This window comes from Agarivorans albus (genome assembly GCF_019670105.1).
Taxonomy (GTDB): domain Bacteria; phylum Pseudomonadota; class Gammaproteobacteria; order Enterobacterales; family Celerinatantimonadaceae; genus Agarivorans; species Agarivorans albus.
Window position 1 is genome coordinate 894,169 of the sequence record NZ_AP023032.1, and the last position, 25,885, is coordinate 920,053.

Below are 25,885 nucleotides of genomic sequence, written 5' to 3' on the forward strand. Positions count from 1 at the left end.
ACAGGAGTCACTTATGTTAGTAAATGGAGTATGGACGGAAGACTGGCAGCCTTTACAAAAAGTGGATGAACAAGGGCGTTTTGTAAGGCAAACTTCCGGATTCCGCCATTGGATCACCGCCGACGGCAGCCCTGGTCCAACAGGTGAGGGTGGCTTTAAAGCCGAAGCAGGGCGTTACAGATTATACGTGGCTTTAATTTGCCCTTGGGCATCACGGACACTGATTGCACGTAAGCTAAAAGGCTTAGAAGCGCTAATCCCTGTTACGGTGCTTAACCCTAGTTTAACCCCGCAAGGTTGGCGTTTTGGCGGCTACCAAGGTGCAGATCAAGACCCGTTGTTCTCTGCTAATTACCTACACCAAATTTATACGCAGGCTGATCCTAACTTTACCGGAAGAGCTACCGTGCCAGTGCTCTGGGACATGCAGAAAAATGTGATAGTGAATAACGAAAGTGCTGAGATTCTGCGCATGTTCGATAGTGCGTTTGAGGAGTTAGTACCCTCTAAAATTCGGCTTTATCCAGAGCAACATAGTGAAGAAATTGATGCCCTAAATACGCGAATTTATCACCAGTTTAATAACGGCGTTTATAAAGCAGGCTTTACTCAGTCGCAAGCTGCTTACCAAGAAGCGGTAAACGGGGTATTTGAAGTATTAGAGGAACTGGAGCAAATGCTAGCAAAGCAACAATATTTAATCGGGGACACGCTTACCGAAACGGACATTCGCACCTTTGTAACGTTAATACGTTTCGATGTCGCCTATTACGGCCTCTTTAAAACTAATCGCAAACAAGTTGCCGATTACTCCAAGTTATCAGCGTACATGCAGCGAATACTAGCCATACCTGGTGTGGCTGAGACGGTGAGTATTGACCATATTACTCGCGGATATTATTCGATTAAGGCTTTAAATCCTTCTGGCGTGCGGCCAATAGGGCCTGCGCATATTGATGCCCTAAAGGCTGAAGTGCTTAGTTGAATATGACAAGCTAGATTTTGTTGTTAAATAGGCTATCTTGCAGCAAGTTTACCCAAGTGCACTGGGCTTTAATACTTTAGGTAAATAGCGAAAACTTGTAGTTAGTAAGCTGTTGCAAACAAATAGCCTGTTTTAGCGACTTAGGCCTAAATAATTTAGTTAAGCTTATGAACTTAAAGTGATTATATTTGATATAACTGTCAGTTTATTTTACATCTTGGAACTTAATGTAATCTTCGTAATAAAATATTTTTATAAATATCAACTGGTTACTGGACTGGTCTAATTTGTGCTTATGGATGCCAGAGTGACAATTTAGTCAACTAACTTCCACTTTCAAAACTTAAGGACAGACTTTGAAAAAGTTAATTAGTTTAATCAGCGTGCTTTTATTTAGCACTGCAGCACAAGCCACCCCAATTTCAAGCGGATTGATCATTGAGGGGACCACCTTTTCTAGCAACAATGCTTTTCAGTTTTTTAATGATTCTACAGAGGGTGAGAAAATCACCTCGATAACTTGGGACTTAAGCCCAATTGGTGCTTTCTTTGACTCAACCGATACGAGCCCTGGTTTGAGCAGCAGCCCACTTACATTAGGAGCCTCTTCTTCTGTAGGTCATATTTTCCCTACCAACAATGCCTTGAATGGCTCGAGCATTTTAACCATCTCGTTTACTGACTTTGATGCGGGTGAGTTTTTTACCTTTGGTGTCGATACTGATTTCTTAAGTGATCCCGATGCAGTTGGTTTGAATGGCGATCAGTTTTTTGGCGCGACGGCCTTAGCTATTTTTTCTGACGGTAGCCAGCGTTTTGGTACTTACGCTCCAACTAACGTAGCTGGTTTTGGTTCTGAGGTGTCGATCGTAGGGGCAGTAACAGTGCCTGAACCTGCTTCAATACTGATGCTAGGTTTAGCACTATGTGGCCTTGGTGTTTCCCGTAAACGTAAAGCTTAATTGGCAATGCGAGTGCTCTTGCATGGGCGCTAGATTATTAAGCCAGTTTTATCTCGGTAACAGAAAAAGCACCCTAGGGTGCTTTTTTAGTGGGTAATTGAGCCTAAGGCTTTTTACTTAATACCGCATCAATATCTGCGGCGCTGTGGCGCTCGGCTAATTGCTCCCATTCTTCGCCCCATACCCGATTAACAATACGGCCACGTTGCACAGTAGGGCGTTGCTCTATTTCTTTAGCCCAGCGCATTACGTTGGTGTAGCTTGCAGCGTCTAAAAACTCTGCGGCTTCATACACCGTGTTAAGCACAACGTTGCCATACCAAGGCCAGGTAGCAATATCTGCGATGCTATATTCGCTGCCACCTAAATACTGATTATTGGCGAGGCGTTTATCTAATACATCGAGCTGACGTTTGGTTTCCATGGTGAAGCGGTTAATAGGGTATTCGTATTTTTCTGGTGCGTACGCATAAAAATGTCCAAAGCCACCACCTAAATACGGAGCAGAACCTTGTAGCCAAAATAGCCAGTTCATGGTTTCGGTACGAGTGACGAGGTCTTTAGGCAGCAGGTGGCCAAACTTTTCGGCCAAGTAGAGCAAAATAGCCCCCGACTCAAATACCCGAATAGGAGTGTCACTAGAATGGTCGCTTAAAGCCGGAATCTTAGAATTAGGATTAATATCCACAAAGCCAGAGGAAAATTGGTCGCCTTCACCAATGTTAATTAAGTAGGCGTCGTACTCTGCCTCTTTAACGCCTAGTGCCAGCAACTCTTCCAGCATTATCGTTACTTTTTGCCCATTTGGCGTAGCTAACGAATGCAACTGTAAAGGGTTGGCGCCCACAGCAAGGGTTTTCTCATGCCGTGCGCCAGAATCGGGCCGATTAATGCTTGCCCACTGACCACCACTTTCGCTGTCCATAGTCCAAACTTTTGGTGGCGTGTATTGGTTTGTCATTGTGTTTCCTTATCTGTTTAGGTGCTACCTATATGGATATAGGGATGGTTTTGCTACATAAAACCGTTGTGGTTGTTTTAATTTGAACGCTTAAAGCAACAAAAAAATTCAGCCACAACAAGTCTCCTTATTATCGAGAATCTATACCTAGCTGTGTTGTTACACTTTAGGTGGAAACGACTAGCAGTAGCAAATGATTTTAAGTTCAGAAAGGAGAAAAAAGCCGAGCTATTGGGGTCACTCGGCGGATAATGTTTAACAGACTACTAATGCCAACAGGTGTTGCATGATACCGCTACAGAAGCTGGCAATGTAGTCTATTCGAGATTACTGAGTATTGCTTCTCAGTTTGCTATTTCTAAGCTTTCTAGCAGCTAAACCAAATACGGCTAAAGCGAAAACCATAAGGCTGCTTGGCTCAATAACGCTGGCTGGGGCATTAGTTAAAAAATCTATTTGCAGGAACATATCGCTGGTTACCGAGGTTTCAGGTAACGCAAAAGAAACACTGTCTGCGGTAAAGTCGGTTTGTACCCCTGTCATATTGGTACTTACATCAAGACCAGTGAGCATTTTATTGGGCGTACCTAGCCAATCGAGATCGGACAGCACAAAGCTTAATAAGCCCTGTCCATCGCAGGTAAACCATCCGCAGTAAGGACCATTATCAAAATCAACCCTTAGTGCGTTGGCTAGAACATCGATGCTTAGTGAGTTTTCGAAATTGAAATAATCTGGGTATTCAATTTCATCACTTACGGTAGCCGCTAATGCGCCATTACCCTCACACAGTTGGTGTGCAGATCCAGAACTTTGCTGGCAGGATAAATACACCTCATCGCCGATAATGGTTGCAGAGGCTAAATTTGAAGCCAGCAACATCGCGCCTACTGCAAATATACCTAACAGTCTATTCATAACTATTCCCTATGTTTATTGGATGCAGTAACCACTAAGCAGGGATTAAGCCAAAAATTTTTAAAGGTTTACTTACATATACTTAGACGGTTTTTTGTTTAACATGGTTAGTTGAAAAAGAAAGATTATTCTCAGTTTGCATTTTGCGAAACATAAGACTTGATAGTTTGGATGTTTGGCTAGTGATACAAGCAATAACTACATTAAAGCTATGCAAGTTAGCGTATTTAACTTGCATAGCAAATGCTTTAATTTGAGCGCGGTTTTAGGCCTAAGGTAAGCACTGCAATGGCTAAAGTAATTAGCATGCTAATAGCGCAAAAATCTACAACCGCTACAAAGCCGTCGCTGTCGATGAGCTCGCCAGCTATAAGTGCTCCAGTACCAAAACCAAAAGACATGGCAAACAATAAAACACCTTGGGTTAGTGCCGGAGAAAATGGACTTAGCTGTTCAGCTATGGCGGGAATCACCATGTCAAACCATGAGATTGCTTGCATCAGCAATACAATCAACAGAACAGGTATTGCGCTAGGTATCTGTGTTCCCACAGCCAGCCATAAACCAATAGCAGTAATCGCATAGCAACAGAGTCCGGTTATCCACACTACGTAAGGCCCACTTTTTTCAGCCCAACGTCCAGCAGGTTCTAGTAAGGCGATGGTGAGAACTGCTGAGGCTGCTAAACCAAAAGCTGAGTGGCCTAAATCTACAGAAAATACCTGCTTAATAATCAGCGGGCCGGTTTCCATTAAATTGGTAGAGGTAAGCATCGAAAGAAAAATCGTGGCTAAAAAAGCGCAAAAGGCTGCCTTCCCTCGATGGGAGAAAGCAGGCTTACTGCTTAGTTCATCAGCTTGTTCGTGCTCTTGATTGTCTAAAATCACCTTAGGTGGTGGAGCTATAAATACAGTGACTATAGAAATGCTAACTAAAGCCATCATCAAGATGAGTTGTTGTTCGCTGGTCCAATTCAAGAGGCTCACTAAACCTAGTAATGTACCTGCGATAACAATGCCCAAAAACTGAAACTGAAATAAGCGACTTAAGCCCCTACTATGCTGATTAGCAGGCAGAGAATTGATCACAAAAGTGGGGTTTAACACCAGCTGAGACACGGTGCCTATGCCAATACTTAATCCAACCAGTAAATACATGTAGCTTTGGGTTGTCGCAAAGTAGAGCAGTATTAGCGACAGTAGATGAGAAAACAGCGCCACTTTTTGTAGCTGTCGATGAATAGAATATTTGTCGGCCAGCCAGCCAATAAGTGGCGCGCTAATGCCAAAAATGCCAATGAGCGACATGACCGAGCCCATTAACGTGCCGCTGCCTGTCCGCTCAATAATCAATGGTGTAACTAATAGCGCTAAGCCTACCCATTGCACAACCCCATTGGACATTTGCGCAATATACCAGGGTTTAAATTCTTTCATTTGTACCTCCAGAGTTATTCAAAAACTATCGCCTGTGCGTTCAACCCTTGAAGGTGCTCAAGAGTGAAAAAGTAGGGCGAATAGTCGGATTTAACTCAGAGTAAAAATTTCGACAGCTTTGGCACAGTGTCTTACTCGTTGTTACTCAGTAGCGGAGTAAGTTACTGGGTTTATTGTTCCATTCTTCGAAATAATGCTTCCCGCTGCTGCCACTTACTCTTGTTTAACTCTCTCGATAAGCTTTGTTGCATGAATTAGCAGGGTGCTAATTGCGCGGACTCTCAGATTAGTAGGGAGTCCAGAATTTAGCCAATCTCAAGCAAGTTAAGCCTTCGGCGATAAGTAAACGTGGTGGGGCGGTAGCAAAGCAAATTAGTGGGCTTGTGATATTGGCATTTGATTCCTAACTAAAGGTAATACACATGAATAGAACAACCTTAAAAGCACTTTTTTATAGCTTGGCTTTATTGATTGTTATTGTCAGCGTCGGCTCGGCAGTAGGGGTAACCGAACCGGGGCAAAAGTTTGGCACCGACAGGGCTGTAGTAATTTGGCTGCTAGAGCATCGAGTATTAGTTGCAGTAATCAATATACTCATGATGATCGGTTTAGTTGTGCTTAATCGAAGAGCCCAAATTTGGCCACGTTCAATAATGGCGGTGTGTTCAGGCCTAGTTGCGCTGGGTATTTGGTGCAGTAACTACGCTACTCAAACGGTGTTTCCTTCAAAGCAGCATAACGCTGAATATTACGACGTAAGTTACGCCGATACCGTGTTACCAGATGACCAAGTAATGTATGTAGTGCAAGTTGGTGACGACGTACGCATGTTCCCGCGTGAGCATTTACAAATTCCCCATATTGCAGGTTGGAACGTAGATGGCACCGACTACACCATGACCTTTTGTGGCTTGTCTAATTTGCCGGTAGTGATTGAAGCCGACTACGGTTTAGGCGAGTCTGACTTAAACGTATCGATTCAAACACATAACAATCTGATTTTTAAAGACACCAAAAACGATGTTTTTCTTCAGCAAATTACTATGGAATCGGAGTTTACCGACCACAAACCAAAACAAGTTCCAAATACTTTAATGTCGTGGGCTGCAGCGCGTGAGTTATACCCTAATGGCCAGGTGTTTATTTACCACTATGACCGTTTACTAGACAAGATGATCAATACCGCTTTTCAAGATGCTTTAGATGTTCAATTTGATAAAACGAGAGAAGATGAAGCTGCGTTTCCTACACTGCGCCTAGACGATAAACGCTACAACCAAAAAGAGCTGATTTATGGTTACGATGGTGGAGACTTCCAGTTTGCTTTTAGCATTGATGACGCGCGAACTTTTGCTGATGAAACCTTTGAAGTGAACGGCCAAACCTTAAGCATTAAATACAATAGCGAACATGACTTTGCCTACTTAGTCGATGGAGAAGGAGAACAGTTACCTACTCATAACGGCTTATTCTGGATGGTGTGGTCGCACTGGTTCCCTGATACCGTTACTTTAAACGGCTAGCCGATGCCCTAAGCTATAATCAAAAAAAAGCCCGATAAGTAGCGGGCTTTTTAATTAGCTTGTAAGTTGTTATTTGTGTTTTAGGTGTTGGGCTGTTGTAAATCGTTTATGCCCCAAAGTGAGCTAGCGTAACTGATTGAACGTTAAAGATGCTCAAAGAGGACATTGTGAGCGATAATAGGAAATGTGTTGATGGCGACCCATACCTGCGTGTGCTAGGCTTTTGTTTATGAAGAATTATTCAACAGCAACAGCAACAGCAACAGCAACAGCATGGAGCATGGAGAATGAATACTTTCCTTACCCGCGTATTATTAACCGTTGGTATCGCAGTTACGTTTAATACTTCCGCTTCAGAAAGCGATGGCGGAATTCCCTACAAGTGGGCTCCATGGAAAGATCCTGAGAATCCAATGGTACTCAAGATGACTGACGAGAAAGATGTCTTGTTTGAACGCCGGGATCAGTCAATGGGTGCCAAGCGTGAGCCCGGATTATTCTATCCAAATCGCTATACCTTCGGCCCGAACTGGTCGGCAATACCGACCTTTTTGGGTGCGCCGATTGCCCAGACACCAGAAGACCTAAAAGCGGCTAAAGTTGACATCGCCATGTTCGGTATGACGATTGGTGATCAGATGTTGCCAGGCGGTAGATTTGGTGCCCAGCAGATGCGGTCACTGATTGACTACATGTCGTACCCTGCTCAGGGGACAGATCAGTTTATTGGTGTTGATATCGGCAAGCTGGTCATGGTTGATTACGGTAACGCTGCCGCTAACTGGATGGCGGATAATCAGGTCAACCTTGATGAGGTGCATAAAATTGTCAGTGAAATCTTAAGTGCCGATGCGATTCCTGTTGGTATTGCTGGCACCCATATTCAAAGTTACGGATTTATGACAGCGCTAGCTGAGAAGTATGGTCCCGGTGAAGTGGCTATCGTTCACGTAGATGCGCACTACGACGCCTATAAAGCGGGTGCAGGTCGTTTCGTTCACAATGGGTCTTTTTTCAAACTGGCTGTCGAGAAGGGAGTCGTAAAGGGCAGTGACATCCATCAAGTTGGCTTGCGCGGCCAAACGCCGGGGGCTTACGATCTAAACTGGATGCGTGAAAACAAGTTGAATTTTCACTTCCAGGCTGAAATCGAGAAAAATGGGTGGGATGCGGTGCTAGCTAAGCTGCTTTCAGAGGTCAAAGGCCGCAAGGTATACATAACCTTTGATATGGATGGAGTTGACCCAGCATATGCACCTGGTGTGGGTACGCAAGATCCTGACGGCCTAACGGCAGGCCAGGCGATCCAACTGGTGCGGGCTTTGGGCATTCAAAACGAAATCGTCGCTGCTGAATTTAATGAGTACAACCCACTTTTGGACGATGCTCATCAAACAACAGGCATTCTGATGGATCGCCTAATCCGTTCGCTACTCGGCGGAATTCAGGGGCGTAGAGAAGGAATAACAGACCCAATGTATTACGACCCTGAACGTATCAACCACGCTGATCAATAACATCTCTCCGAACAAGAGGCCGGGTATCCGGCCTTGTATACGCTGAATGGATTCAGGGCAATATATGGACATGAAGCACGCTTTCCTGAAAGAACCATTGTTACATTTCCTGTTTTTGGGAGGGTTGATTTTTCTCGCCGATGCATTGTTGGCAAGTGATCGCAAGGAACAAATCTTCGTTGACCAAAGCAGTATCGACTATTTGGTCAAGCAGCAGGAAAGGCTATCGCTGCGTACTTACAGCGATGAAGACATTGAACAGTTAATTGCGGCCTACATTGAAGACGAAATCCTTTATAGAGAGGCGTACAAGCGTGGATTGAACCAAGGAGACACACGCATGCGCCGCAATATGATCCTCAAACTCAGGGGATTGATGATCGCTAAGGTGAAGGAGCCCTCCGAAGCTCAACTAAAAGATTTCTACCAAAATAACCTCGAACGCTACACTGGCCCTGAGCAGTTTCAGGTCGATCATGTTTATTTTAAAGATGAAAGCAGTGTCTCAACTGGTCTGCTCGATGAGCTCAATCAAGGGGCAGATTTTCGATCCTTGTCTGAGTCTTATTTTCAGACCTATGGCCAGTCTTCAATTAATAGTCCCCGCAGTGAACTAGCGTCTTTGTTCGGCGAACAAGCTTCTCGTTACATCGTAGAGACTGACTCTGACCATTGGATGGGACCATTCTCATCAGCTCAAGGGATCCACTTTGTTAAACGATCCGGAATAACCCCGCCAAAAGTTGCGGCTTTTGAACAGGTAGCACCTTATCTGCCAATGGACTGGCAAGCGGCTGAGGCCCGCAAGTTAATTGATGCTGAGCTTGATAGTGTGCGTGAGAACTACAGCATCGTGGTGGAGCGCACTCAATGACACAGGCGGTTCAGTCATGGATGCTAGCTATTGCGCTTTTTTTTGTTACCGCAAGTGTATTTGCACACGATATTGGTGTGTCCAAGGCTGAACTCGTCGAGGGTTCTAACAACCAGTACCAGCTTCGAGTTCATGCTCCAGCAATGATGGCGGCCCGCTTTTCGTCACCGCAGCTGCCGGAAGGCTTTGAATTTACTGCAAACCCACGAGGCAGTCAGCAGGGGCAGTGGAAGGTCTTTGAGTTTTCAGCGGAGCGTGCACTGAGAGCAGGGGATGAGATTAGGCTTGCTTGGGAACGAGATGGTCTGATGGTGACCACTTACTGGGGAGATGGTAGCCAAGTCAGTCGATTGTTTAAAAATCAAGCCGGTGCGATCACCTTGTCTATGGCGCAATTAAAGGCCACCTCTGGTAGTTGGCAAGATGCAGCACAGCGCTATTTGTTTTTGGGAGTTGAGCACATCCTACTAGGAGTAGATCATCTGTTGTTTGTACTGGGTTTGCTCTGGATCGTTCGAGGATCTGCAGCCCTGGTTAAAACCATTACAGCTTTTACTCTGGCTCATAGTATTACCCTTGGACTAGCTACCTTTGATTATTTAACCCTTCGTTCGGCACCCGTTGAAACCTGTATCGCACTAAGTATCGTATTTCTCGCGGTCGAGATCATGCGGGCGCGTGAGGGGCAAACAGGCTTGACTCATCGATATCCATGGGTCGTCGCATTTGCTTTTGGTCTGCTGCATGGTCTGGGCTTTGCGGGGGCTTTATCAGAGATTGGACTAGCCCAGAGTGAGATCCCACTGGCATTATTATTTTTCAATGTGGGTGTCGAGCTTGGCCAGTTAATCTTTGTCTTTACCGTATTGTTGGTGGCGTTATTCGGTCGAAAGCTAAACCTAGCCATACCAAACCATATTCGAGTGTTACCCGTATATTGCCTTGGAGGGCTCTCAGCCTATTGGCTCTTGACGCGGGTAGCAATGCTTGGTTCACCAGTTTAACTTTCTTAGCTTTGCCAAACAGAATTGTTGTAACCGAGCTAAAAAAACACAGTCTAATCAATATCCGTTTCAAAGAATAAAAGGAATTTCATGAAAACGAATCAATTACTATCCATACTCGCGGCTATGTTGCTGCTGTCATTTAATGCCAGTGCACATGAAGTAACCGGCTTTGGGGGCGGATTCGTAAGTGGTTTTGTGCACCCCGTTCTTGGTGTAGACCATGTCGTGGCTATGATTGCCGTTGGGCTTTGGGGAGCATTGCTCGGTGCCCCAGCTCTTTGGGTATTGCCTGTGGTATTTCCGTTAGTGATGGCTTTTGGTGGTGTTTTAGGGATCATCGGCCTCCCCATCCCCGCCGTGGAGACTGGCATCGCAACTTCAGCAGTTGTGTTGGGGGGGATGATTGCTTTTGCCTTGAAGCCTCACTTGCTGGTTGCGGCCATCGTCGTTGCCATATTTGCTATTTTTCATGGGCATGCTCATGGTACAGAGTTGCCACAATCAGCGACTCCCTTGGCGTATAGCATAGGGTTTGTAATATCCACGGGGTTGTTGCACCTGTGCGGTATTGTGTTTGGCCAGCTTGTACGTGCACCAGCCGGAAGGGTGCTCATTCAGGCGACGGGCGGCGTGATTGCTACGGCTGGTGTTTGGATCCTTGTTTGGTGAGCTTAACCACAATGGGAAGGGTTGTATTACTTTTACTTTCCTTGCCAAGGCCAGCCTTAGCGCATAGTCCATTTGAGGGCGCAGGCGTTTTTTATGGTGGGTTATTGCATCCCCTTGGTGTACCAGCGCATTTGCTACTTATCATTGCGCTTGGCTTGTATGCAGGTCAATCAGGAATCGAAAAAAGCAAAGCGAGCGTCTTAGCTTTTGTGCTTGCTTTGATATCGGGCTTAGTTGGTGCCAGCTTTTTTGTGCAACCAGGGCTCGAGCCTACGCTTTTAGCTGCGGGCGCGATTGTGGGACTCTTCGTTGCCAGTAAGCTAACTGCTATACGATATTTGAGCGTAACTACGGCTGCAGTCGCGGGTTTTCTTGTAGCATATGACTCACCACAGGAAAGCTTGGTTGGTATCGCTAAATTGGTAGCGATGATTGGTACTGGGCTTGGTATATTTATTGCGTTTTGCATTGCCACTTTGATTTCTGAATACTTCAACAGCTTAACATGGCAAAAAATTGCGGTGAGAGTCATGGGATCTTGGATCGCGGCTGCTTCACTCTTGGTGTTGGCCCTATCCCTTAGTTACCCAGCTTAGTGGGTAACTAAGGGAACCGGCCCGTAGTCGCTGCCTCTGCTTTTTCAGAAAACCCTCGGCTAAAGCGACGACTGGTAGCACGTAAAGTCCTCATTAAACATAGCAATAAACTTGATGATGGCTGTCTTGCCAAGGCTATATCGCCTGTGTACCACTAACTAGGTGTCGCTTCAAAAAGGGGCTCAAGCACTATACAGAACGCGTTTACAACGCGCAGGCACATCGAGATTGAAGACCGGCTTGAAACTGAAACCCTAGCACTTATCTAGCGACAATTGATTCATACATGGTGTCGAAGGTATGAATGTTTAAGGCTGAATTCCTAACTCATTTGTGTCCAAAAGTTTGTTAGGACTCAGTAAGGAGCTAAGCCGCAGAACCTTTAGGTGTCTGGGCCTAAGCTGGTAATTCAATAAGAGCCTCATTTTATCGGTACTGGCAGGTGGAGTTTCTGCTTCACCATCCTTGAACCTTGCTTATGTATTGCTGCTGGCTTTGCTCAAAATAAAGCGTTTGCTCACCCAAACTATCCGAAGATGAAGCTATGCTAATTGTTTTTACAGTGGGGGAATGGCTGGTGTTACGTTTGTTTTTTATCTTGCTCGGTTTGCTGTGGAATCAGGGCTTATATTCTGCTGAAGTGCAAAACTGGTATCGCTCGGCCAGTTTTTATCATATCTGGCTTAAGTCTTTTGCCGCCTCTCATCAACAGCATGAGGTTGGTGACATTCAGGGCATTATTCAGCGCTTCGATTACTTAAATGATGGCCAGGCCAATGCGGGGAAGGATCTGGAAGTAGATGCCATTTTGCTTTCGCCTTTTTACCTTAGTGCACGTAGCTCCGAAGACCCCTTAGATAATATTCATGGTTATGACGTGGTGGACTATTACCAAGTTAATCCAGTGTTTGGTGATAAGGCTGATCTTAAGCAATTGATAGACTTGGCCCATAGCCGCGGGGTAAAAGTGCTGTTTGATTTTGTCCCGGCTTACACCTCGATAAAACATCCTTGGTTTATTAACTCTGCTAATGGCGGCGACAAGCGCGATTGGTATGTGTGGGACAAGCAGCCCTCTTCTCAGTGGCAAGCCGCATGGGGGGGAGGCAGTTGGCAAGATGTTTGGAAAGCCCATGGCAATAGCTATTTTTATAGTTATTTTCAAAGCAGCGAGATTGCCGATTTAAACTTGCATAACCCTCAAGTGCGCCAAGCTCTGGAGGAAGTATTAAAATATTGGTTCGATTTCGGTTTTGATGGTGCCAGAATTGACGGCGCTCCCTATTTAATTGAAGACGGCCCAGGCAAACAGGCTGACCGGCCTGAAACCTTCCAAATATTGCGCGAGTATCGAGCCATTGCCGACAGCTATGAGCAAGGCAAAGTGCTAATCGCCGAAACTTGGCGACCTTCTGAACTTGTGTCGAAGTACTTTGGTAATGGCCACGATCAAATTCATATGGGCTTTGATTTTGACTTTGCTTGGCAAATTCCCGGTGCGATTAAACGCGGTAATGATCAAGGTTTGCGCAACTTGCATGAGCAGCAAACCCAAGATTATCCGTCTGGTTATCAAACGGCAGCATTTTTAAGTAACCACGACAGTTACATTTCTAGACCAATGACAGTATATAAGGGCAATGCTAATCAAGCGTTGCAAGCCGCGGCTTTACAGTTACTGAGTAGCGCTACGCCGTTCATTTTTTATGGTAATGAGCTAGGTATGTTGGGAGAACATCAACCCGATGCGCAGCTGCGTGGTTTGTTTAATTGGCAAGATGTAGAACGGCAGTTAGCCTTGCCAAACTCCTTGTTAAACCAATATCGACACCTACTTAAGATACGCCGCGAGCACTCCTTTATTAGTGAGGCTTCGTTGCAATTTTTAGATACCCATAGCGACAAGGTGTTTGCCTATGCCTTAGCCACCCAGCAGCAGGCGCTGGTGGTGCTTATTAATACCAATAAAGCCCCCAGTCGAGCGCAGCTTAATATGGCGCAAGTAAGCGCTTTAAGTACTCATCAAGATTATCGCTTATCGCCTGTTTTAGGAGAGCCTGTGCAAAAACGCCGAGAGGCTTTGGCTGGTGCTGCTAGCTATCAACTGGAACAACTACCAGCAGAGAGTGTAACGGTGCTCTATTTAGGAGAGCAGCAAGCAAGCTTGGTGGCAAGCTATCCAGATAAGGTCGTTGCACCTACCACGGCGTTAGTGCCAAGCGCCATTGCCTTAAATAGTTTGTATTTGCGTGGTGATATGAATGGCTGGGATGGCAGTTTACCAATGGCTTTAGGTGAAAACGGCCTTTGGCAAGTTAAGCTAAAGCTGCAAAAAGGCCGTTATCAATATAAGTTTGAAGTGAATGGTCAGCCATTGTGGGGGCGCAACTGGGGAGATAATAGTCGTAACGGTATTGGCGATATTGATGGCGAAAATATCCGTTTAAGGGCGGCTAGTGGTGGCTGTTACTTATTTAGTTTTAACCCGAAAAATCGTCAATATCTGGTGCAACAACAAGAGAGCTGTGATTAATGCCTAATAAGCTTGAGCAGCTAAGTTAGCGCTCAAGCTTATCGAGCCTAGTTAAGTTTAAGTTGTTGTAAAACCTGGCTAAGCGGGGTGCTTTGATAGCTTTTTTGCAAGGCTTGGCGCATTTTACTGCCATCTAAAATAACCGGTTGCTGCCAGAGATAACGCATCTTCAATACTTCTTTTAGCATCGGCACAAAAGGTGCAATTATCGAAAACCCCCACCAGGCGAGGTTTGTACTTTTTATATTGGTGCCATTACTAGCAAAGGCCTGTTGCCAGTCTTTTCGGCTGAGTGCTAGGCCTGGGTCGTGCCAAACTTCAAAGTCTGCTTGGCTTTGTTCTAGCAGCTGGACGGTATTGGCGCATAAGTCGGGCAAGTAAGACCAAAAGTGTACATGTTCTTGGTTGTGAGGAAAGGCAACTTGGTAGCGAGATTTTCTATGTTTAACCATGGTGCTTACCCAGCTTAGATGGGTGTGTGGGCCAATAAAATCGCCGGCTCGAACAATGGTAACTTTTGCGCCATTCTCACTGGCTTGTTTTAAACGTTGCTCCATTTTTACCCGTACTTGTCCTTTCTCACTGGGCGGGTGCATTGCTTGATTTTCGTCAATCAAACTGGCTTGTGGGTTAAAGTTGTACACGTTACCGGGAAACAAAACGCGTAAGCCAAGTTGCTCCGCCACTTGTAAGCAAGGCTCTAACAGTGGCAAGGCTTGTTGTTGCCAGCGGTGGTAAGGCGGATTTAAAGCGTAAACGATCAAATCTACGCCCTGAGCAGCGACCATTACTTGTTGTTGCTTAAGTGCATCGCCCACAATCAGTTTCGCCTCTACGAATGAGGGGACTTTATTCGGATCTCTAACTAGCGCTTTAATCGACCAGCCAGCCTTGCTTAAAGCTAAAGCCATCTCTAAGCCAAAGTTGCCATTTATACCCAGTATTAGTGCTGTTTTCATGATGCCTGTTTCCTTTGTTTGTCTTGATAACTAAATTGTATAATTCATAATCAGATAGGGAATGGCATAAATCTGCTAATGGGTATGCATATATGAATAGCGATAACTGGCAATGGTGGCAGTATTTTCTTGGTATTGCTCAGCAGGGAAGCTTGAGTAAGGCTGCGCAACACCTCGGGGTATCGCAGCCCACTTTAAGCCGGCAGTTACAGGCAATGGAGCAGCAACTTGGCCAGCCCTTATTCGACCGTAGTACTCAGGGCTTAAGCCTTACTTTGTTTGGTCAAAGCATGTTGGAAGAGTGTCAGAACATGCAAAGTAGTGCCGAGCGGCTGCAGCGCTTAGCTGCGGGTCAAACCCAAACTTTAACTGGCAGAGTGCGCCTAGCTGCTAACGAACTAGTGGCTTTGTATTACCTGCCTCAAATAATGCCTCGTTTTATGGAAACCTACTCAGAGGTTTCCTTAGAAATTGAAGTGAGCAACAGCGCCAGTAACCTAGATAAACGTGATGCCGATGTGGCGATTAGAATGTTTCCGCCGACGCAGTTAGATTTGTTATGCCGCAAAGTGTCTGATATCCCTCTAGGCTTTTACGCCAGCTCAGAGTATTTGGCAAAACACGGTATGCCAAAGGATCAAACTAGTTTGTTTAGCCATAGGGTACTGGGTTATGACCGCGACCCGCAGTTTGAAGTGGGGGCGCGCCAGTTAGGCATGAACATCAAAAACGAACAATTTTTGTTGCGAACCGACTTTTTGCCTCTGCAGCTTGAGCTGGCCAAGCAACATGCAGGCATAACGGTTACCCACAAATGCTTGGCAGAAGCTGCCGGTTTAATCGAGATTGAATTGGGCTTCGAACTACCTGCTTTACCGGTGTATTTGGTGTGTCATCGGGATGTTCAGCACAACAAAAAAATCCGTGTATTGATGGATTATTTAGCTGAGTACTTAGTGGCTTGTTGCTAGCGATTGTTGTTAAGGGCTAGAGCCAGCGTTGGTTTATTGTAGTGTTAAGCAGCTAAGGTAACAAAAAGCCCGCTAAGTAGCGGGCTTTATTTAACTAGAAGGCGCTTAGCTTAGTTTTGCAGGTTGCCATCGGTATCGTAGAACATTTGGGTGCTGTAGCTTTCTAGCGGCAGTTTGTCGATGGTGCCATTACGTTCTACGTAATCAACAAATGATTGCGCGTAGTCTAAGAAGCTATCTTCAAACTTACTCTCATCGGCAGAGATGTCGGCAAAGCTAAAGTATCCATCGCGGCCGCCAGCAATGTAGTTGTTGGTTACCACTGTGAAGCTGTCACTATCGGCCAAGGCTATCCAATCGGTGGTGCCTTTGGCTTTTACTTCTACGTCGTATAAACGAGAGCCAGCAGCTTGCGACATATCCACCTTGTAACGTAAACCAGCAGCGTAAGGGTAAGCGCCAGTAGAGCCTTCTGGATCTAGCGAGTAATCTACAGCTTCGTTAAGTACCGTTTTGATTTCTGCGCCAGTCATTTCCAAGTAAACCAAGGTATTCGCGAAAGGCAGTAAGGTGTAGGCATCGCCAATGGTGTAATCGCCTTGTGGTACGTCGTTACGTACGCCGCCGGCATTTTGAATGGCTACGTCACCACGTATGGCTTGCTCCAAAAAGGCTTGAGCTACAAGGTTTGAAATATCTGAACCATTAGCGCTGGTGGCCGATACATCACACAAGGTGCTACGGCCTTGGCCTGGGATGCGCTCAAAGCATAGGTTTTGTGCCACGTCGCCTACTACTGATTGTTTTAGCACGTCAACTTCTTCGGCATAAACCGCTAGTAAATCTGCAGCATTAGCGTCGGCTGTAACAATCGATAAGTTAGGGTTGGCGGCTACTGCGTCGGTAACTGCAGTGCGAGTTGCACCGGTAAGCTCAACGCGGTCACCGTTAGTGTCTTTGCGCATAAAGCTGTCTGCTAGCAATAGGTGAGGGGTACCTGCACAGCTTTCTAGCTTGCCGTTGCCATCGAAGGTAACAGCTAAATCACCCACTACCGCTGAGTATTGCCAAGCTTGGGCAACACATACTGGGTCGCCGTCTAAGTTGCTTACCATGGTTGGGTAATCACCTGCACTGTTTAGGCCTAGCTCTTCAAAGTCACCTAATAGGGTGTGTGAGTCGCCACCAATGATCACATCTACATCGGTAAGTTTTGCGGCTAGCTCTAGGTCGTTTTTGTACTGATAGTGAGTTAACAAAATGATGTTGTTAACGCCTTTTTCTTTTAGCTCATCGATGTACATTTGCGCCGTGCTGGTTTCATCATGAAACTGAGTGGTGGCATCAGGGCTTGAAGAGTTTTTAGTTTTAGTGGCAATGTCGATGCCGATAATACCCACCTTGGCATCGCCAAATGACTTAATCATGTATGGCTGGAAGTAATCCCAACGGGTAGTAGGCGCAAGCGGCGATACGCCAACTTCAGGTTCCACGTTGGCAGCCAATACTTGGGTTTGGCAAGTTGGGCTATATAAAAACTCTAAGAAAGTTTTTAGGCCAGCATCGCCGCCATCAAATTCGTGATTACCTAAAGCGAAAGCGTCAAAACACACTTCGTTCATTAAGGCTGCATCGGCTTCGCCTTTAAATAGGGTGTAGTAAAGATCGCCAGTAATTGCGTCACCCGCGTGCAGCTTTAATACATTGTCTTTACTTGCGGCTAGATCATTGATTTTCGCTACAACTTTTGGAAAACCGCCTACCGAAACTCGAGTTGCTTCGCCCGCTAAGTTTAAGTCTATACCGCTATCAGCTTGTAAATGAGAGTGGTGATCGTTGATATGCAGTACGTTAATGCTAAGTGGCTGAGGGCTTGGAGTACTGTCGTCGTCATTACAGGCAACTAAAGCAACACTAAGGGGAAGAAGGGCTAACCATTCCTTGCGAAAATTCATCTTTACTAACTCCGTTTAGATAGAAAACTCTAAACACTAGAGAGTTTAGATGAACCATAGATGAACTATTTTTGTTAGTTTTATGTCGGTGGCTAAACTGGCCAGTCAACCATGTTGGTATGGTCGCTTGGTAAGCTGCCTAGCTCGCCCTGCCAACGTTTAATAAATTGTTTATTTGGGTCAAACATTTTGCTTTGTTTATCGATGTCGAAGTGGCGACCACCACGTGGGTCTGCACCTACTCCTGCAATGTATTGCCAATTCCCCCAGTTGCTAGCTACATCGTAATCAATCAAGCCTTGTTCAAAGTAGGCCGCGCCGTAGCGCCAGTCTACTTGCAGTTCGTTTACTAGGCAGCTAGCGACAATTTGCCGGCCTCGGTTCGACATCCATCCACTGCTGTTTAGTTGATGCATTAGCGCATTCACCAAAGGGTAGGCCGTATTGCCCTCGCACCATTGCTTAAAGCGCTGGGCGTAAAAACTGGTATGTAAGGTTTTACCGTTAACCCCAGAAAAACTAAACAGCTTGCTGCCATGCGCACGGGCATACCAATAAAAGTACTCGCGCCAAAGCAGTTCAAAGTAAATCCAATAGCTGGATTCATTAGCGCCGTGCTTTGCTTCGTAATTACCTAAAGCCTGTAAAACCTGCCTAGGGCTAACAGCACCATGGGCGAGAAACGGCGATAAGCCAGTTGAGAACAGCTCGCCGCTTAGGGCGTTACGGGTTTGTTTGTAGTGGCTTGCAGCAGTGGTTGAAAAGTAATGCTCAAGATGATTACAAGCTGCTTGCTCACCTGCTTGAAAATCGCTTGAATGATGTTCTGGCAGTTTAATTAGCGGTGCAGGGCTTAAGTTACTTGGCGCTTTAGGTAGCTGATGTAAGATGGCTAAGGGCTCTGCTATCGCAAGCTCTTCTACTTGCTTACGAAAGGGTGTGAAGCTTGTAGGTAAGTTGCTTACATCAAAAGGTAATTGCTGTTGCTCGAATAAGCTGTTGCTGCTGGCAGAGTGAAAGCGGATCTGCGGATAGGCAAGCTGCAGGGCGAGCCATTGTTTGGCTTCGTCACTGCCTGGGTGCACACTTCTGCCAATATCGGTGATGCGATAGTGTTGAATGTAAAGGGCGACTTGCTGCTCAAAATGACCATGTTCGATAAACAGCTGTTGGCCAAGTTGATTTAAGCTAAAATTGAGTTCACTTAAGGTCTGGTTTAAGTAGGTCTGTTTGGCCAAGCTTACCTTGGTTTGGCTGAAGTGCTGCACAAAGGGGCTAGTGGCTTGGTTTATGTAAACGCAAATGAGCTGGTCAACTTGCCGCGCGAGTTGCTTAAGTGCAGGGTTGTCTTGCACTCTACAATCGTTATCGAAAATAAACAGCCCTAGTCGCATTCTTGCTTCCCAAAATTAGTGGCGAATAAACTAGTTTACGTATCTGCTTGTTATTCAGTTTAATCTGGCGAGTGTTTGGCTGCTTAGTTTTTCTTTTACTACAGGAAATGATCATGATCCCTTTGAATACTTCGATAGTGGCTGGCGTGGCTTTGTCGCAAATCGACGGTGAAACCAAAATGTTGCTTATGAAGCGAACCAAGGGCAATTATTGGTGCCATGTAGCGGGGCATATTGAAGGGGATGAAAAAGCTTGGCAGGCGATAATTCGAGAGTTTAACGAAGAAACCCAAATTGAGGTGAAACAGCTATATAACGGCCAAATTCTTGAGCAGTTTTTTGAAGCTAATGTAAACGTGATGCAAATTATTCCGGTATTTGTGGTGTTTTGCCCGGCTGAGCAGGCGGTAGTGTTGAACCATGAGCATAGTGAATTTCGCTGGTGTAGTTTGCAAGAAGCCTGTGACTTAGTGCCTTTTCCTAATCAGCGAGAAGTGTATCAACAGGTTTGGCAGAATTTTGTTTTAAACAAACCCCACCCTTTGTTTGAGGTAGATATAAGCCCACTTAGTTAGCGAATGAGTCAGGTGCGGCAAGTGCTGTTAATGATAATTTTTTGATTGATTATCTCTGCAGATGTTAGTCTAAGCGTATGTTATTTATGAATTTGTACTATCTATTTGGCATGCATTTAGCGCACTTGTAACTTGTTATGAAGATACTACAAATTTAGTGGTTTTCCGTTCAAATGAGCGTAAAGCATGGTTTTAATTAAGCTTTAGCGAATTGAGCTGTTCAGTTTTTTAGCGATGTTCGCTTCCTCATCTTATAGGTTTGTAGATGTATTTCTCTAAAGTATTACCTTTGTCTTGGTTGTTGTTACTCGCACTTAGTGGCTGCGGAGGCTCAAGCGATTCGCCAGAACCTCAGTCGGATGATGAGGTGACTCCGGTCAACCCTGTTGAGCCAACAGAACCGGAGCCCAATGAGCCGGTTGATCCAGACCCGAGAGAACCGGTAAATAATTCATTACAAGCCAGTATGCTGCGCTTAGTTAATGAAGCTCGTGGTGAAGGCCGTAATTGTGGTAGTACATTTTACCCAGCCGTTGCGCCTTTAAGCTCGAACCTGTCTTTGCAATTGGCTGCTGAAGAACACTCTAACAACATGGCTAACTATGACTTCTTTTCTCACACAGGCTTAGATGGCTCAAGCTCCGCTACTCGAGCTAGTGCTCAGGGTTACAGTTGGTCTTATGTGGGAGAAAACATCGCCGCTGGGCAGCGCTCGGTAGAGGCTGCAATGAATGGTTGGCTTCAAAGCAGTGGCCATTGCGCCAACATCATGAATGCTAACTACACTGAGTTAGGCGCCGCAAAGGCCGAAAATGCCAGCAGCAGTTATGGCATTTATTGGACTCAAGTTTTTGGCGCGCAGCGTTAGTTTATTGAGCGAACTTACCAATTGATTTAATCAAACCCAGAGCAGTGCTCTGGGTTTTTTATGGTGGGTTTATAGCTTGTTGATTTGATATTTGCGGGTATTGTCAGTTAGCGTGATTTGGTAAAGCCCAGCACCTTGAGTGAGCTTGATACTGCTACTCTCGTTGCTGTGGGTTTCACCGTCATTATTGCTGTCGCCATACCACTTGTCGTTTGCGTAGAACTTGAAACGCGGATTATTGTTTGTGTCTTCAATATTTACCAAAATCTGCCAAGTGTTGTCGGCAATTAAGCTCATGGCACTATTTCCCCAGCCATTTGCTGTGCCGCGAAAATCTACCCCATTGAAGTCTTTACCAAAGCTGGTTTGCGGATCATGCACCGTTACAATTAGTGTATCGTTGGCTTGATTACCTAAAGAATCGGTAATAGTTAAGGTAATGGCAAAGCTACCTGGCTCGGTATACATTGTGGTGGCCGATTGACCCGATAAACCATTCGACCACTGATAACTAACTATTTCACCGGCAAAAGCTTGAGAGCCACTTGCGTTAAAAGTAACACTGTCACCTAGTTTAAGCTGAATGTCAGCGCCAGCATCGGCAGTTAAGGCCGGTTTGCTATAGCTATGCGCGTCGAGTAATTGTTTGCTGCGGTCATCTCCAGGGCGGTAACCAGCGGGTTGAACTTTATTACCCACACTGCCCATGCCGTAAGTTTTTAGCTCAAAGTTGTTGGCTGAAACATTTATGATGGTAAAACCTATTTCGTAGGCTGTTCCGTTACTATTGTGAGGGTAAAAAGCCAATTGGTTCATATTGTTGCTAGTAGTATTACGTGGCCATTGTCCAGCTGGTGCCGCAATCATATAACCTACACCTTGGTTGGCTGCCCGGCCGTACCCAGTTTTGTTAAAGTCTAGGCTTTGCTGAGTGGCGTAAACAGGCTTTAAGCGCTGGTATTCATGTACGTGCCCAGTAATTGACCAGTCCAATTTTTGGTTAAAGTAATCGGTATAGGGGCGCACAAATTCAACTTCGCTTTTTCCTCCAGCAGGGTTGATAGCAGGAACATGCCAATATGCGAAACTCCACGGACAGGCTTGTGCTTTATTTACTTCTTGCTCCAACCAACTAGCTTGAGTAGCAGCGTTGTTGGCGTTGTCGCGCTCGGGATGGCGCCCATAAAACACTGGGATCTCTGAGTTAACACTAATGAAACAGGCGCTACCATATTGGAAGCTGTAATAGTCAGGGTCACTCATATCTGGTGATAAGTAGAAGTATTTTCTAAACGAACGAGTATCTTCTGGGTTGCTCCAATACTGTTCTGAATCACTCACATTGTGGTTACCTGGCGTATCGTGATTCCCCATGGCTGGTAGTATCGGTTTAGAGGAAAATAATTGTTGGCCTTTATCAAAAAATACCTTCCACCAATAAAAGCGCTCATCACTATGGCTAACATCGTCTTTTACCATGTCGCCTACAGTAATAATAAAGTCGAAGTCATCCATGTGATCGGCGGCAATAGCTTGTGCAATGTCGTGCCAACGCTGTTCTCCTTGCTCATCTTGCATATCTCCAATTACCAAAAAACGACTGTAATTCATCGTTGTTTTAGCCGTTGTAAAACTGTACTGCTGTGATAATTGTGCATTTGGCCCTAGCACCTTGTACTGATACTCGGTATTGGGAGTGAGTTGAGTAAGGGTAATATGGTGAACTTTTCCCAGGTCATCAGCTAGAGGCGCTACTTGGTCTTCTGTTTGTTCAAGCCATTGGTTAGTGCCCGCCGATCGATAGTACACCACGGCGGTGAAGTTGCTGTTAGCTTGGGCTAGCTCGTAATTGACCACCATATTAGTGGCTGGGTCTAGCACAGTAGCGGTATTGTAATCACCGCTCTTACTTGGTGTGAGTAAACTAAGGTAAGGCCCAATATAGGGCTTAAATGGTTTATTTATACAGTCTTCGAGATTTGGGTACCACTGATGACCGCTATAACAACCAGGTTCATTGCGACTAAATTCATCATTTTTATTGAGGATGAAATTCAGTTTTAAGCCGCTAGCTAGTTCACTTTGATATTGGCTAGGTAGATCCCAGTAGTAGTAACCACTGTTGGGATCAATGGCTAGGTTGGGTTGGTTATTCCAAGTGTGTCCTTGCAGTTCTGAGATAGCACTACCGTTGGAAATCCATGCCCAAATACTAGGTGGATTACTGAAGTCTTGGGCATCAAAGTAGAGCCGAAATTCACTGTTTGAGGTGGTTTCTGAGTGGTCACAATGGCTAACAGCTTGTAGCGAAATAGCATGGCTTTGGCTGTTAAAGCTGATTTGGTAACTACCTGTTTGCGAAATTAGATAGTCTTGCGCTGGATAGCTTTCACTCCAATCGCCGTAGCGATCTATTTTGAACCGCGGATTGGTTGTCGAAAAAGTCTGGCAAGTTTGGTATTGCTGACTGGTTATTTGAGTAAGCGCAGTGTTTTGCCAATTGTTTGGTGTACCTCTAAATTGCCAAGTATGGGCGCTGGCTGCTGAGATGCTTAATAACGTTGCTAATCCAAACGCTAAGCGCCAAGTTTTAGCAATTTGCTGTTGTGGTATATTCATTAACCTTCCTTTTGTTTTTATTGAGATCTCTATGGATCTTTTTAATCCCAGCAAAAGGCTAACACGGTTGTTTTTTGTTCGTTTAGTGTCTAATCCAATTATGTGTGGTGGCGCAACTTAACAACGTAAAGTTGAATAATCGCTGACGTTAGCTGCAAAGTTTCCTCGATAGAAGATAATATGTACAGCTAGTGGTTCTAAGCTAAAGCAGTGTTAGTTTGTCTTTTTAATGTTTATTTAGCTTTATTCTGTTCTACGAATGTTGTTGATCTCTTGTCGAGTTAACCCCAGTAGCTCTAAAAATTGTTGGTGTTGTTCGGGCCGCAGGCGTTCAAACTGAGTATGCCAATCGGTCATATCTTGTTCACTTAAGCCGGCGGCTTGCATCACTGCCACCCAATCATCTTTACTCACCTCATTCTGCTTTAAACGCTTGGCTTTATCCAATAGCAACAGAACTGCTTTTTGTTGTACGCGTAACTTTTGAACCTGCAATTCTAATTGTTGGAAGTGCTCACCTAATAAGCCATTTAGAATTTGATGTTCAACGAGACTCTCTTCGTTATCTAACTGCTGAGCTATTTGTTTTATCGGCATGCCAAAGGCTCGTAGTGCGATAATTTTTTCCAGCCGAGCTTGCTCTGGTTGACCATACCAACGATAGCCATTGCTGGAACGGTAAGCGGGGTTTAGCAGCTGCTGCCGCTCGTAATAAAGAAGGGTAGTTCTTGATAAGCCGTACTTTTTGGCTAGCGCACTAATGTTTAGCATGTTTTTTCTCAATAGCTTGACCCGTCTATAAGTATAGCCTTTACAATGCGCACCTTACATCGATAAGCGAGTTAGCATGTTAGAAAATATTCTGTTTGGTCAAGGCTTTCACATTCCAAGTAACAAGCATAAAGGCATTGCTTTAGCGCTAGTTTCTACGGCGCTATTTGTTGTAGTGGGCGCGTTAGTGCGGGTATTGAGTGAACGTATTCATGTGTTCGAAATTTTGTTGTTTAGACAGCTAGTATTTCTGGTGATACTTAGTCCAGCCATTTTTACTCACTGGCAAAGCCTTATTAGGCCGCAATACTTAGCGTGGCATTCGGCCCGAATTGTCGGGGCATTTGTTGCTTTAAGTTTGAGCTTTCTGGTGGTGGCTAATATCCCCTTAGCCGACGCCACTGCCTTGGGTTTTACACAGGTAATATTTGTGGCGCTAATTTCTAGATTGCTGCTGGGCGAGCAGGTTAACTGGCAGCGGGTTGTGGTTATCGCCGTGGGCTTTGTAGGCGTACTGCTGGTTATTCAACCTAGCTTTGCAAGCAGCTCTTTAAACTACATTGTGCTTGGTTTGCTCTCAGCATTGGGAGCTGCTATCGCAGTAATTTGTGTTAAGAAGTTAACGGGGAAAGATTCCACCACTAATATATTGGCCTATCAAGCGGTATTTGTTGGCGTATTGGCTGCCATTGGTGCTTGGTTTAATTGGCTTACTCCTTCTTTGTACGAGTTAATGCTGTTATTGGCGGTAGGTATTTTGTCATCAATTGCACAGTGGTTTGGCGTAACCGCATATAAGTATGGAGAAGCCAATGTGGTATCCAATATCGAGTATGTAAAAATGATTTATGCTATTTGCCTAGGATATTTTTGTTTTGGCGAAGTTCCTAATCAATTGGCTGTGCTTGGAGCTGGGATATTGATGTTAAGTCCGCTGTTGCCGAGACAATTAAGCAGGTTCATTCGAAAGCCTAGTTAAGCGCAAAGTAATTGACTATTTTTGTTGATGGGGTCAAAACACTACGGCCTTGTTTTGTTATTCTGCAATTTTGAGGGGAGTAAGTATGATGGCAACAACACTGGCTTTTGATGTTTATGGCACCCTTATCGACACCCAAGGTGTTCTAAATAAACTGCGCGAATATATGGGCGAGCAGGCCGCGCCTTTTTCACAAGCTTGGCGAGATAAGCAATTAGAATATTCGTTTCGCCGAGGCTTAATGCAAAACTACCAAAACTTCGCCTTGTGTACCGCGCAAGCTTTGGACTATTGCTGCCAAGTGTTTCGGGTGCCACTCACTGAGCAACAAAAGCAGAGCTTGTTGGCTATTTACAAAGTATTGCCCGCTCATCCTGAAGCAAAACAAGCTTTAGCAGGCTTACAACAAGCGGGCTTTAGGCTTTATGCTTTTTCTAACGGTGAGCAAGCTGCAGTTGAACTGTTATTAGAAACTGCTGAGATCCGGCCATTTTTTAGTGCAGTGGTTAGTGTTGATGAGGTAAAAAGTTTCAAACCTGATCCAGCGGTTTACCAGCATTTTCTTAATAAAACTCAAAGCCAAGCCAAGGATACTTGGTTGGTTTCTTCTAATCCCTTTGATGTTACTGGTGCGGTATCTGCAGGTTGGCAGGCTGCATGGGTACAACGGTCGCCAACTGCGTTGTTTGACCCCTGGGAGCTAGCACCCACCGTTACTATCACCTCCTTATTAGACTTAGCGGAGGTCTTGCCGGGTTAAGCTGGCTGCTTTATTTTGAACTCGCACTAAGTTTACGGCGTTTCATATTGCTA

22 protein-coding genes are annotated in these 25,885 nt (G+C 45.2%); 14 read left to right on the plus strand and 8 right to left on the minus strand.

Going from position 1 to position 25,885, the window contains the following annotated elements:
- Nucleotides 1-13: 13 nt before the first annotated feature.
- Together K5620_RS04220 and K5620_RS04225 are read left to right on the plus strand one after the other, a co-directional pair.
- Nucleotides 14-985 carry a glutathione S-transferase family protein gene (locus tag K5620_RS04220; RefSeq protein WP_016400493.1) on the plus strand — a complete coding sequence of 324 codons (972 nt, stop codon included), beginning with the start codon at nt 14-16 and terminating at the stop codon, nt 983-985.
- 356 nt (nt 986-1,341) lie between these two features.
- Nucleotides 1,342-1,947 carry a PEP-CTERM sorting domain-containing protein gene (locus K5620_RS04225; protein WP_016400492.1) on the plus strand — a complete coding sequence of 202 codons (606 nt, stop codon included), beginning with the start codon at nt 1,342-1,344 and terminating at the stop codon, nt 1,945-1,947.
- Between the two features lie 103 nt (nt 1,948-2,050).
- On the opposite strand, the gene yghU is transcribed toward K5620_RS04225, so the two are convergent.
- From yghU to K5620_RS04240, 3 genes are all read right to left on the minus strand, one after another.
- Nucleotides 2,051-2,908 (minus strand): glutathione-dependent disulfide-bond oxidoreductase, encoded by an 858-nt coding sequence (gene yghU / locus K5620_RS04230; protein ID WP_016400491.1) that lies wholly within the window; start codon nt 2,906-2,908, stop codon nt 2,051-2,053.
- A gap of 327 nt (nt 2,909-3,235) precedes the next feature.
- A complete protein-coding gene (locus K5620_RS04235; protein WP_016400490.1) occupies nt 3,236-3,826 on the minus strand; it encodes a hypothetical protein in 591 nt (196 codons plus the stop codon).
- A 248-nt stretch (nt 3,827-4,074) separates the two neighbouring features.
- The gene (locus tag K5620_RS04240; RefSeq protein ID WP_016400488.1) at nt 4,075-5,262 is read right to left on the minus strand and encodes an MFS transporter; all 1,188 of its coding nucleotides are present in this window, start codon (nt 5,260-5,262) and stop codon (nt 4,075-4,077) included.
- 422 nt (nt 5,263-5,684) lie between these two features.
- Between K5620_RS04240 and K5620_RS04245 the strand changes: the two genes are divergently transcribed.
- The 7 genes from K5620_RS04245 to K5620_RS04275 all read left to right on the plus strand — a co-directional run bounded on the left by K5620_RS04245 (nt 5,685) and on the right by K5620_RS04275 (nt 13,981).
- Entirely contained in the window at nt 5,685-6,785 is a 1,101-nt protein-coding gene (locus tag K5620_RS04245; protein ID WP_016400487.1) for a DUF3179 domain-containing (seleno)protein, read from the plus strand.
- A gap of 287 nt (nt 6,786-7,072) precedes the next feature.
- Entirely contained in the window at nt 7,073-8,302 is a 1,230-nt protein-coding gene (locus tag K5620_RS04250) for an arginase family protein (RefSeq protein WP_040306840.1), read from the plus strand.
- A 64-nt stretch (nt 8,303-8,366) separates the two neighbouring features.
- A complete protein-coding gene (locus K5620_RS04255; RefSeq protein WP_016400484.1) occupies nt 8,367-9,176 on the plus strand; it encodes a peptidyl-prolyl cis-trans isomerase in 810 nt (269 codons plus the stop codon).
- The gene (locus tag K5620_RS04260; protein ID WP_221077446.1) at nt 9,173-10,180 is read left to right on the plus strand and encodes a HupE/UreJ family protein; all 1,008 of its coding nucleotides are present in this window, start codon (nt 9,173-9,175) and stop codon (nt 10,178-10,180) included. Before K5620_RS04255 ends, K5620_RS04260 begins: the two co-directional genes overlap by 4 nt.
- 90 nt (nt 10,181-10,270) lie before the next feature.
- Nucleotides 10,271-10,852, plus strand: a complete 582-nt coding sequence (locus tag K5620_RS04265; protein WP_221077447.1) for a HupE/UreJ family protein — start codon at nt 10,271-10,273, stop codon at nt 10,850-10,852.
- A complete protein-coding gene (locus tag K5620_RS04270) occupies nt 10,849-11,448 on the plus strand; it encodes a HupE/UreJ family protein (RefSeq protein WP_246612328.1) in 600 nt (199 codons plus the stop codon). The genes K5620_RS04265 and K5620_RS04270 overlap by 4 nt, the downstream gene beginning before the upstream one ends.
- 544 nt (nt 11,449-11,992) lie before the next feature.
- Complete coding sequence (locus K5620_RS04275; RefSeq protein ID WP_040306839.1) at nt 11,993-13,981, plus strand: alpha-amylase family glycosyl hydrolase; 1,989 nt, start codon at nt 11,993-11,995, stop codon at nt 13,979-13,981.
- A gap of 47 nt (nt 13,982-14,028) precedes the next feature.
- Here K5620_RS04275 and K5620_RS04280 read toward each other — a convergent pair whose 3' ends face one another.
- Nucleotides 14,029-14,940 (minus strand): NAD(P)H-binding protein, encoded by a 912-nt coding sequence (locus K5620_RS04280; protein ID WP_016400479.1) that lies wholly within the window; start codon nt 14,938-14,940, stop codon nt 14,029-14,031.
- A gap of 92 nt (nt 14,941-15,032) precedes the next feature.
- On the opposite strand from K5620_RS04280, the gene K5620_RS04285 reads away from it, so the two are divergent.
- A complete protein-coding gene (locus K5620_RS04285) occupies nt 15,033-15,911 on the plus strand; it encodes a LysR family transcriptional regulator (protein WP_016400478.1) in 879 nt (292 codons plus the stop codon).
- A 110-nt stretch (nt 15,912-16,021) separates the two neighbouring features.
- On the opposite strand, the gene nadN is transcribed toward K5620_RS04285, so the two are convergent.
- Together nadN and K5620_RS04295 are read right to left on the minus strand one after the other, a co-directional pair.
- Entirely contained in the window at nt 16,022-17,866 is a 1,845-nt protein-coding gene (nadN, locus tag K5620_RS04290; RefSeq protein WP_016400477.1) for an NAD nucleotidase, read from the minus strand.
- Nucleotides 17,867-17,958: 92 nt separating this feature from the next.
- Complete coding sequence (locus K5620_RS04295) at nt 17,959-19,260, minus strand: DASH family cryptochrome (RefSeq protein WP_221077448.1); 1,302 nt, start codon at nt 19,258-19,260, stop codon at nt 17,959-17,961.
- A 113-nt stretch (nt 19,261-19,373) separates the two neighbouring features.
- On the opposite strand from K5620_RS04295, the gene K5620_RS04300 reads away from it, so the two are divergent.
- Both K5620_RS04300 and K5620_RS04305 read left to right on the plus strand, forming a co-directional pair.
- Nucleotides 19,374-19,835, plus strand: a complete 462-nt coding sequence (locus tag K5620_RS04300; protein WP_016400474.1) for an NUDIX hydrolase — start codon at nt 19,374-19,376, stop codon at nt 19,833-19,835.
- A 265-nt stretch (nt 19,836-20,100) separates the two neighbouring features.
- On the plus strand, nt 20,101-20,703 hold the full coding sequence (locus tag K5620_RS04305) for a CAP domain-containing protein (RefSeq protein WP_016400473.1): 603 nt from the start codon (nt 20,101-20,103) through the stop codon (nt 20,701-20,703).
- A gap of 69 nt (nt 20,704-20,772) precedes the next feature.
- On the opposite strand, the gene K5620_RS04310 is transcribed toward K5620_RS04305, so the two are convergent.
- Both K5620_RS04310 and K5620_RS04315 read right to left on the minus strand, forming a co-directional pair.
- Complete coding sequence (locus K5620_RS04310) at nt 20,773-23,322, minus strand: metallophosphoesterase (protein WP_016400472.1); 2,550 nt, start codon at nt 23,320-23,322, stop codon at nt 20,773-20,775.
- 243 nt (nt 23,323-23,565) lie between these two features.
- Nucleotides 23,566-24,093: a MerR family transcriptional regulator gene (locus K5620_RS04315; RefSeq protein WP_016400471.1), complete on the minus strand. Its 528-nt coding sequence runs from the start codon at nt 24,091-24,093 to the stop codon at nt 23,566-23,568.
- 76 nt (nt 24,094-24,169) lie between these two features.
- Between K5620_RS04315 and K5620_RS04320 the strand changes: the two genes are divergently transcribed.
- Nucleotides 24,170-25,072 carry a DMT family transporter gene (locus K5620_RS04320; protein WP_016400470.1) on the plus strand — a complete coding sequence of 301 codons (903 nt, stop codon included), beginning with the start codon at nt 24,170-24,172 and terminating at the stop codon, nt 25,070-25,072.
- Nucleotides 25,073-25,160: 88 nt separating this feature from the next.
- A complete protein-coding gene (locus K5620_RS04325) occupies nt 25,161-25,832 on the plus strand; it encodes a haloacid dehalogenase type II (protein ID WP_040306870.1) in 672 nt (223 codons plus the stop codon).
- The last annotated feature ends 53 nt before the right edge of the window (nt 25,833-25,885 follow it).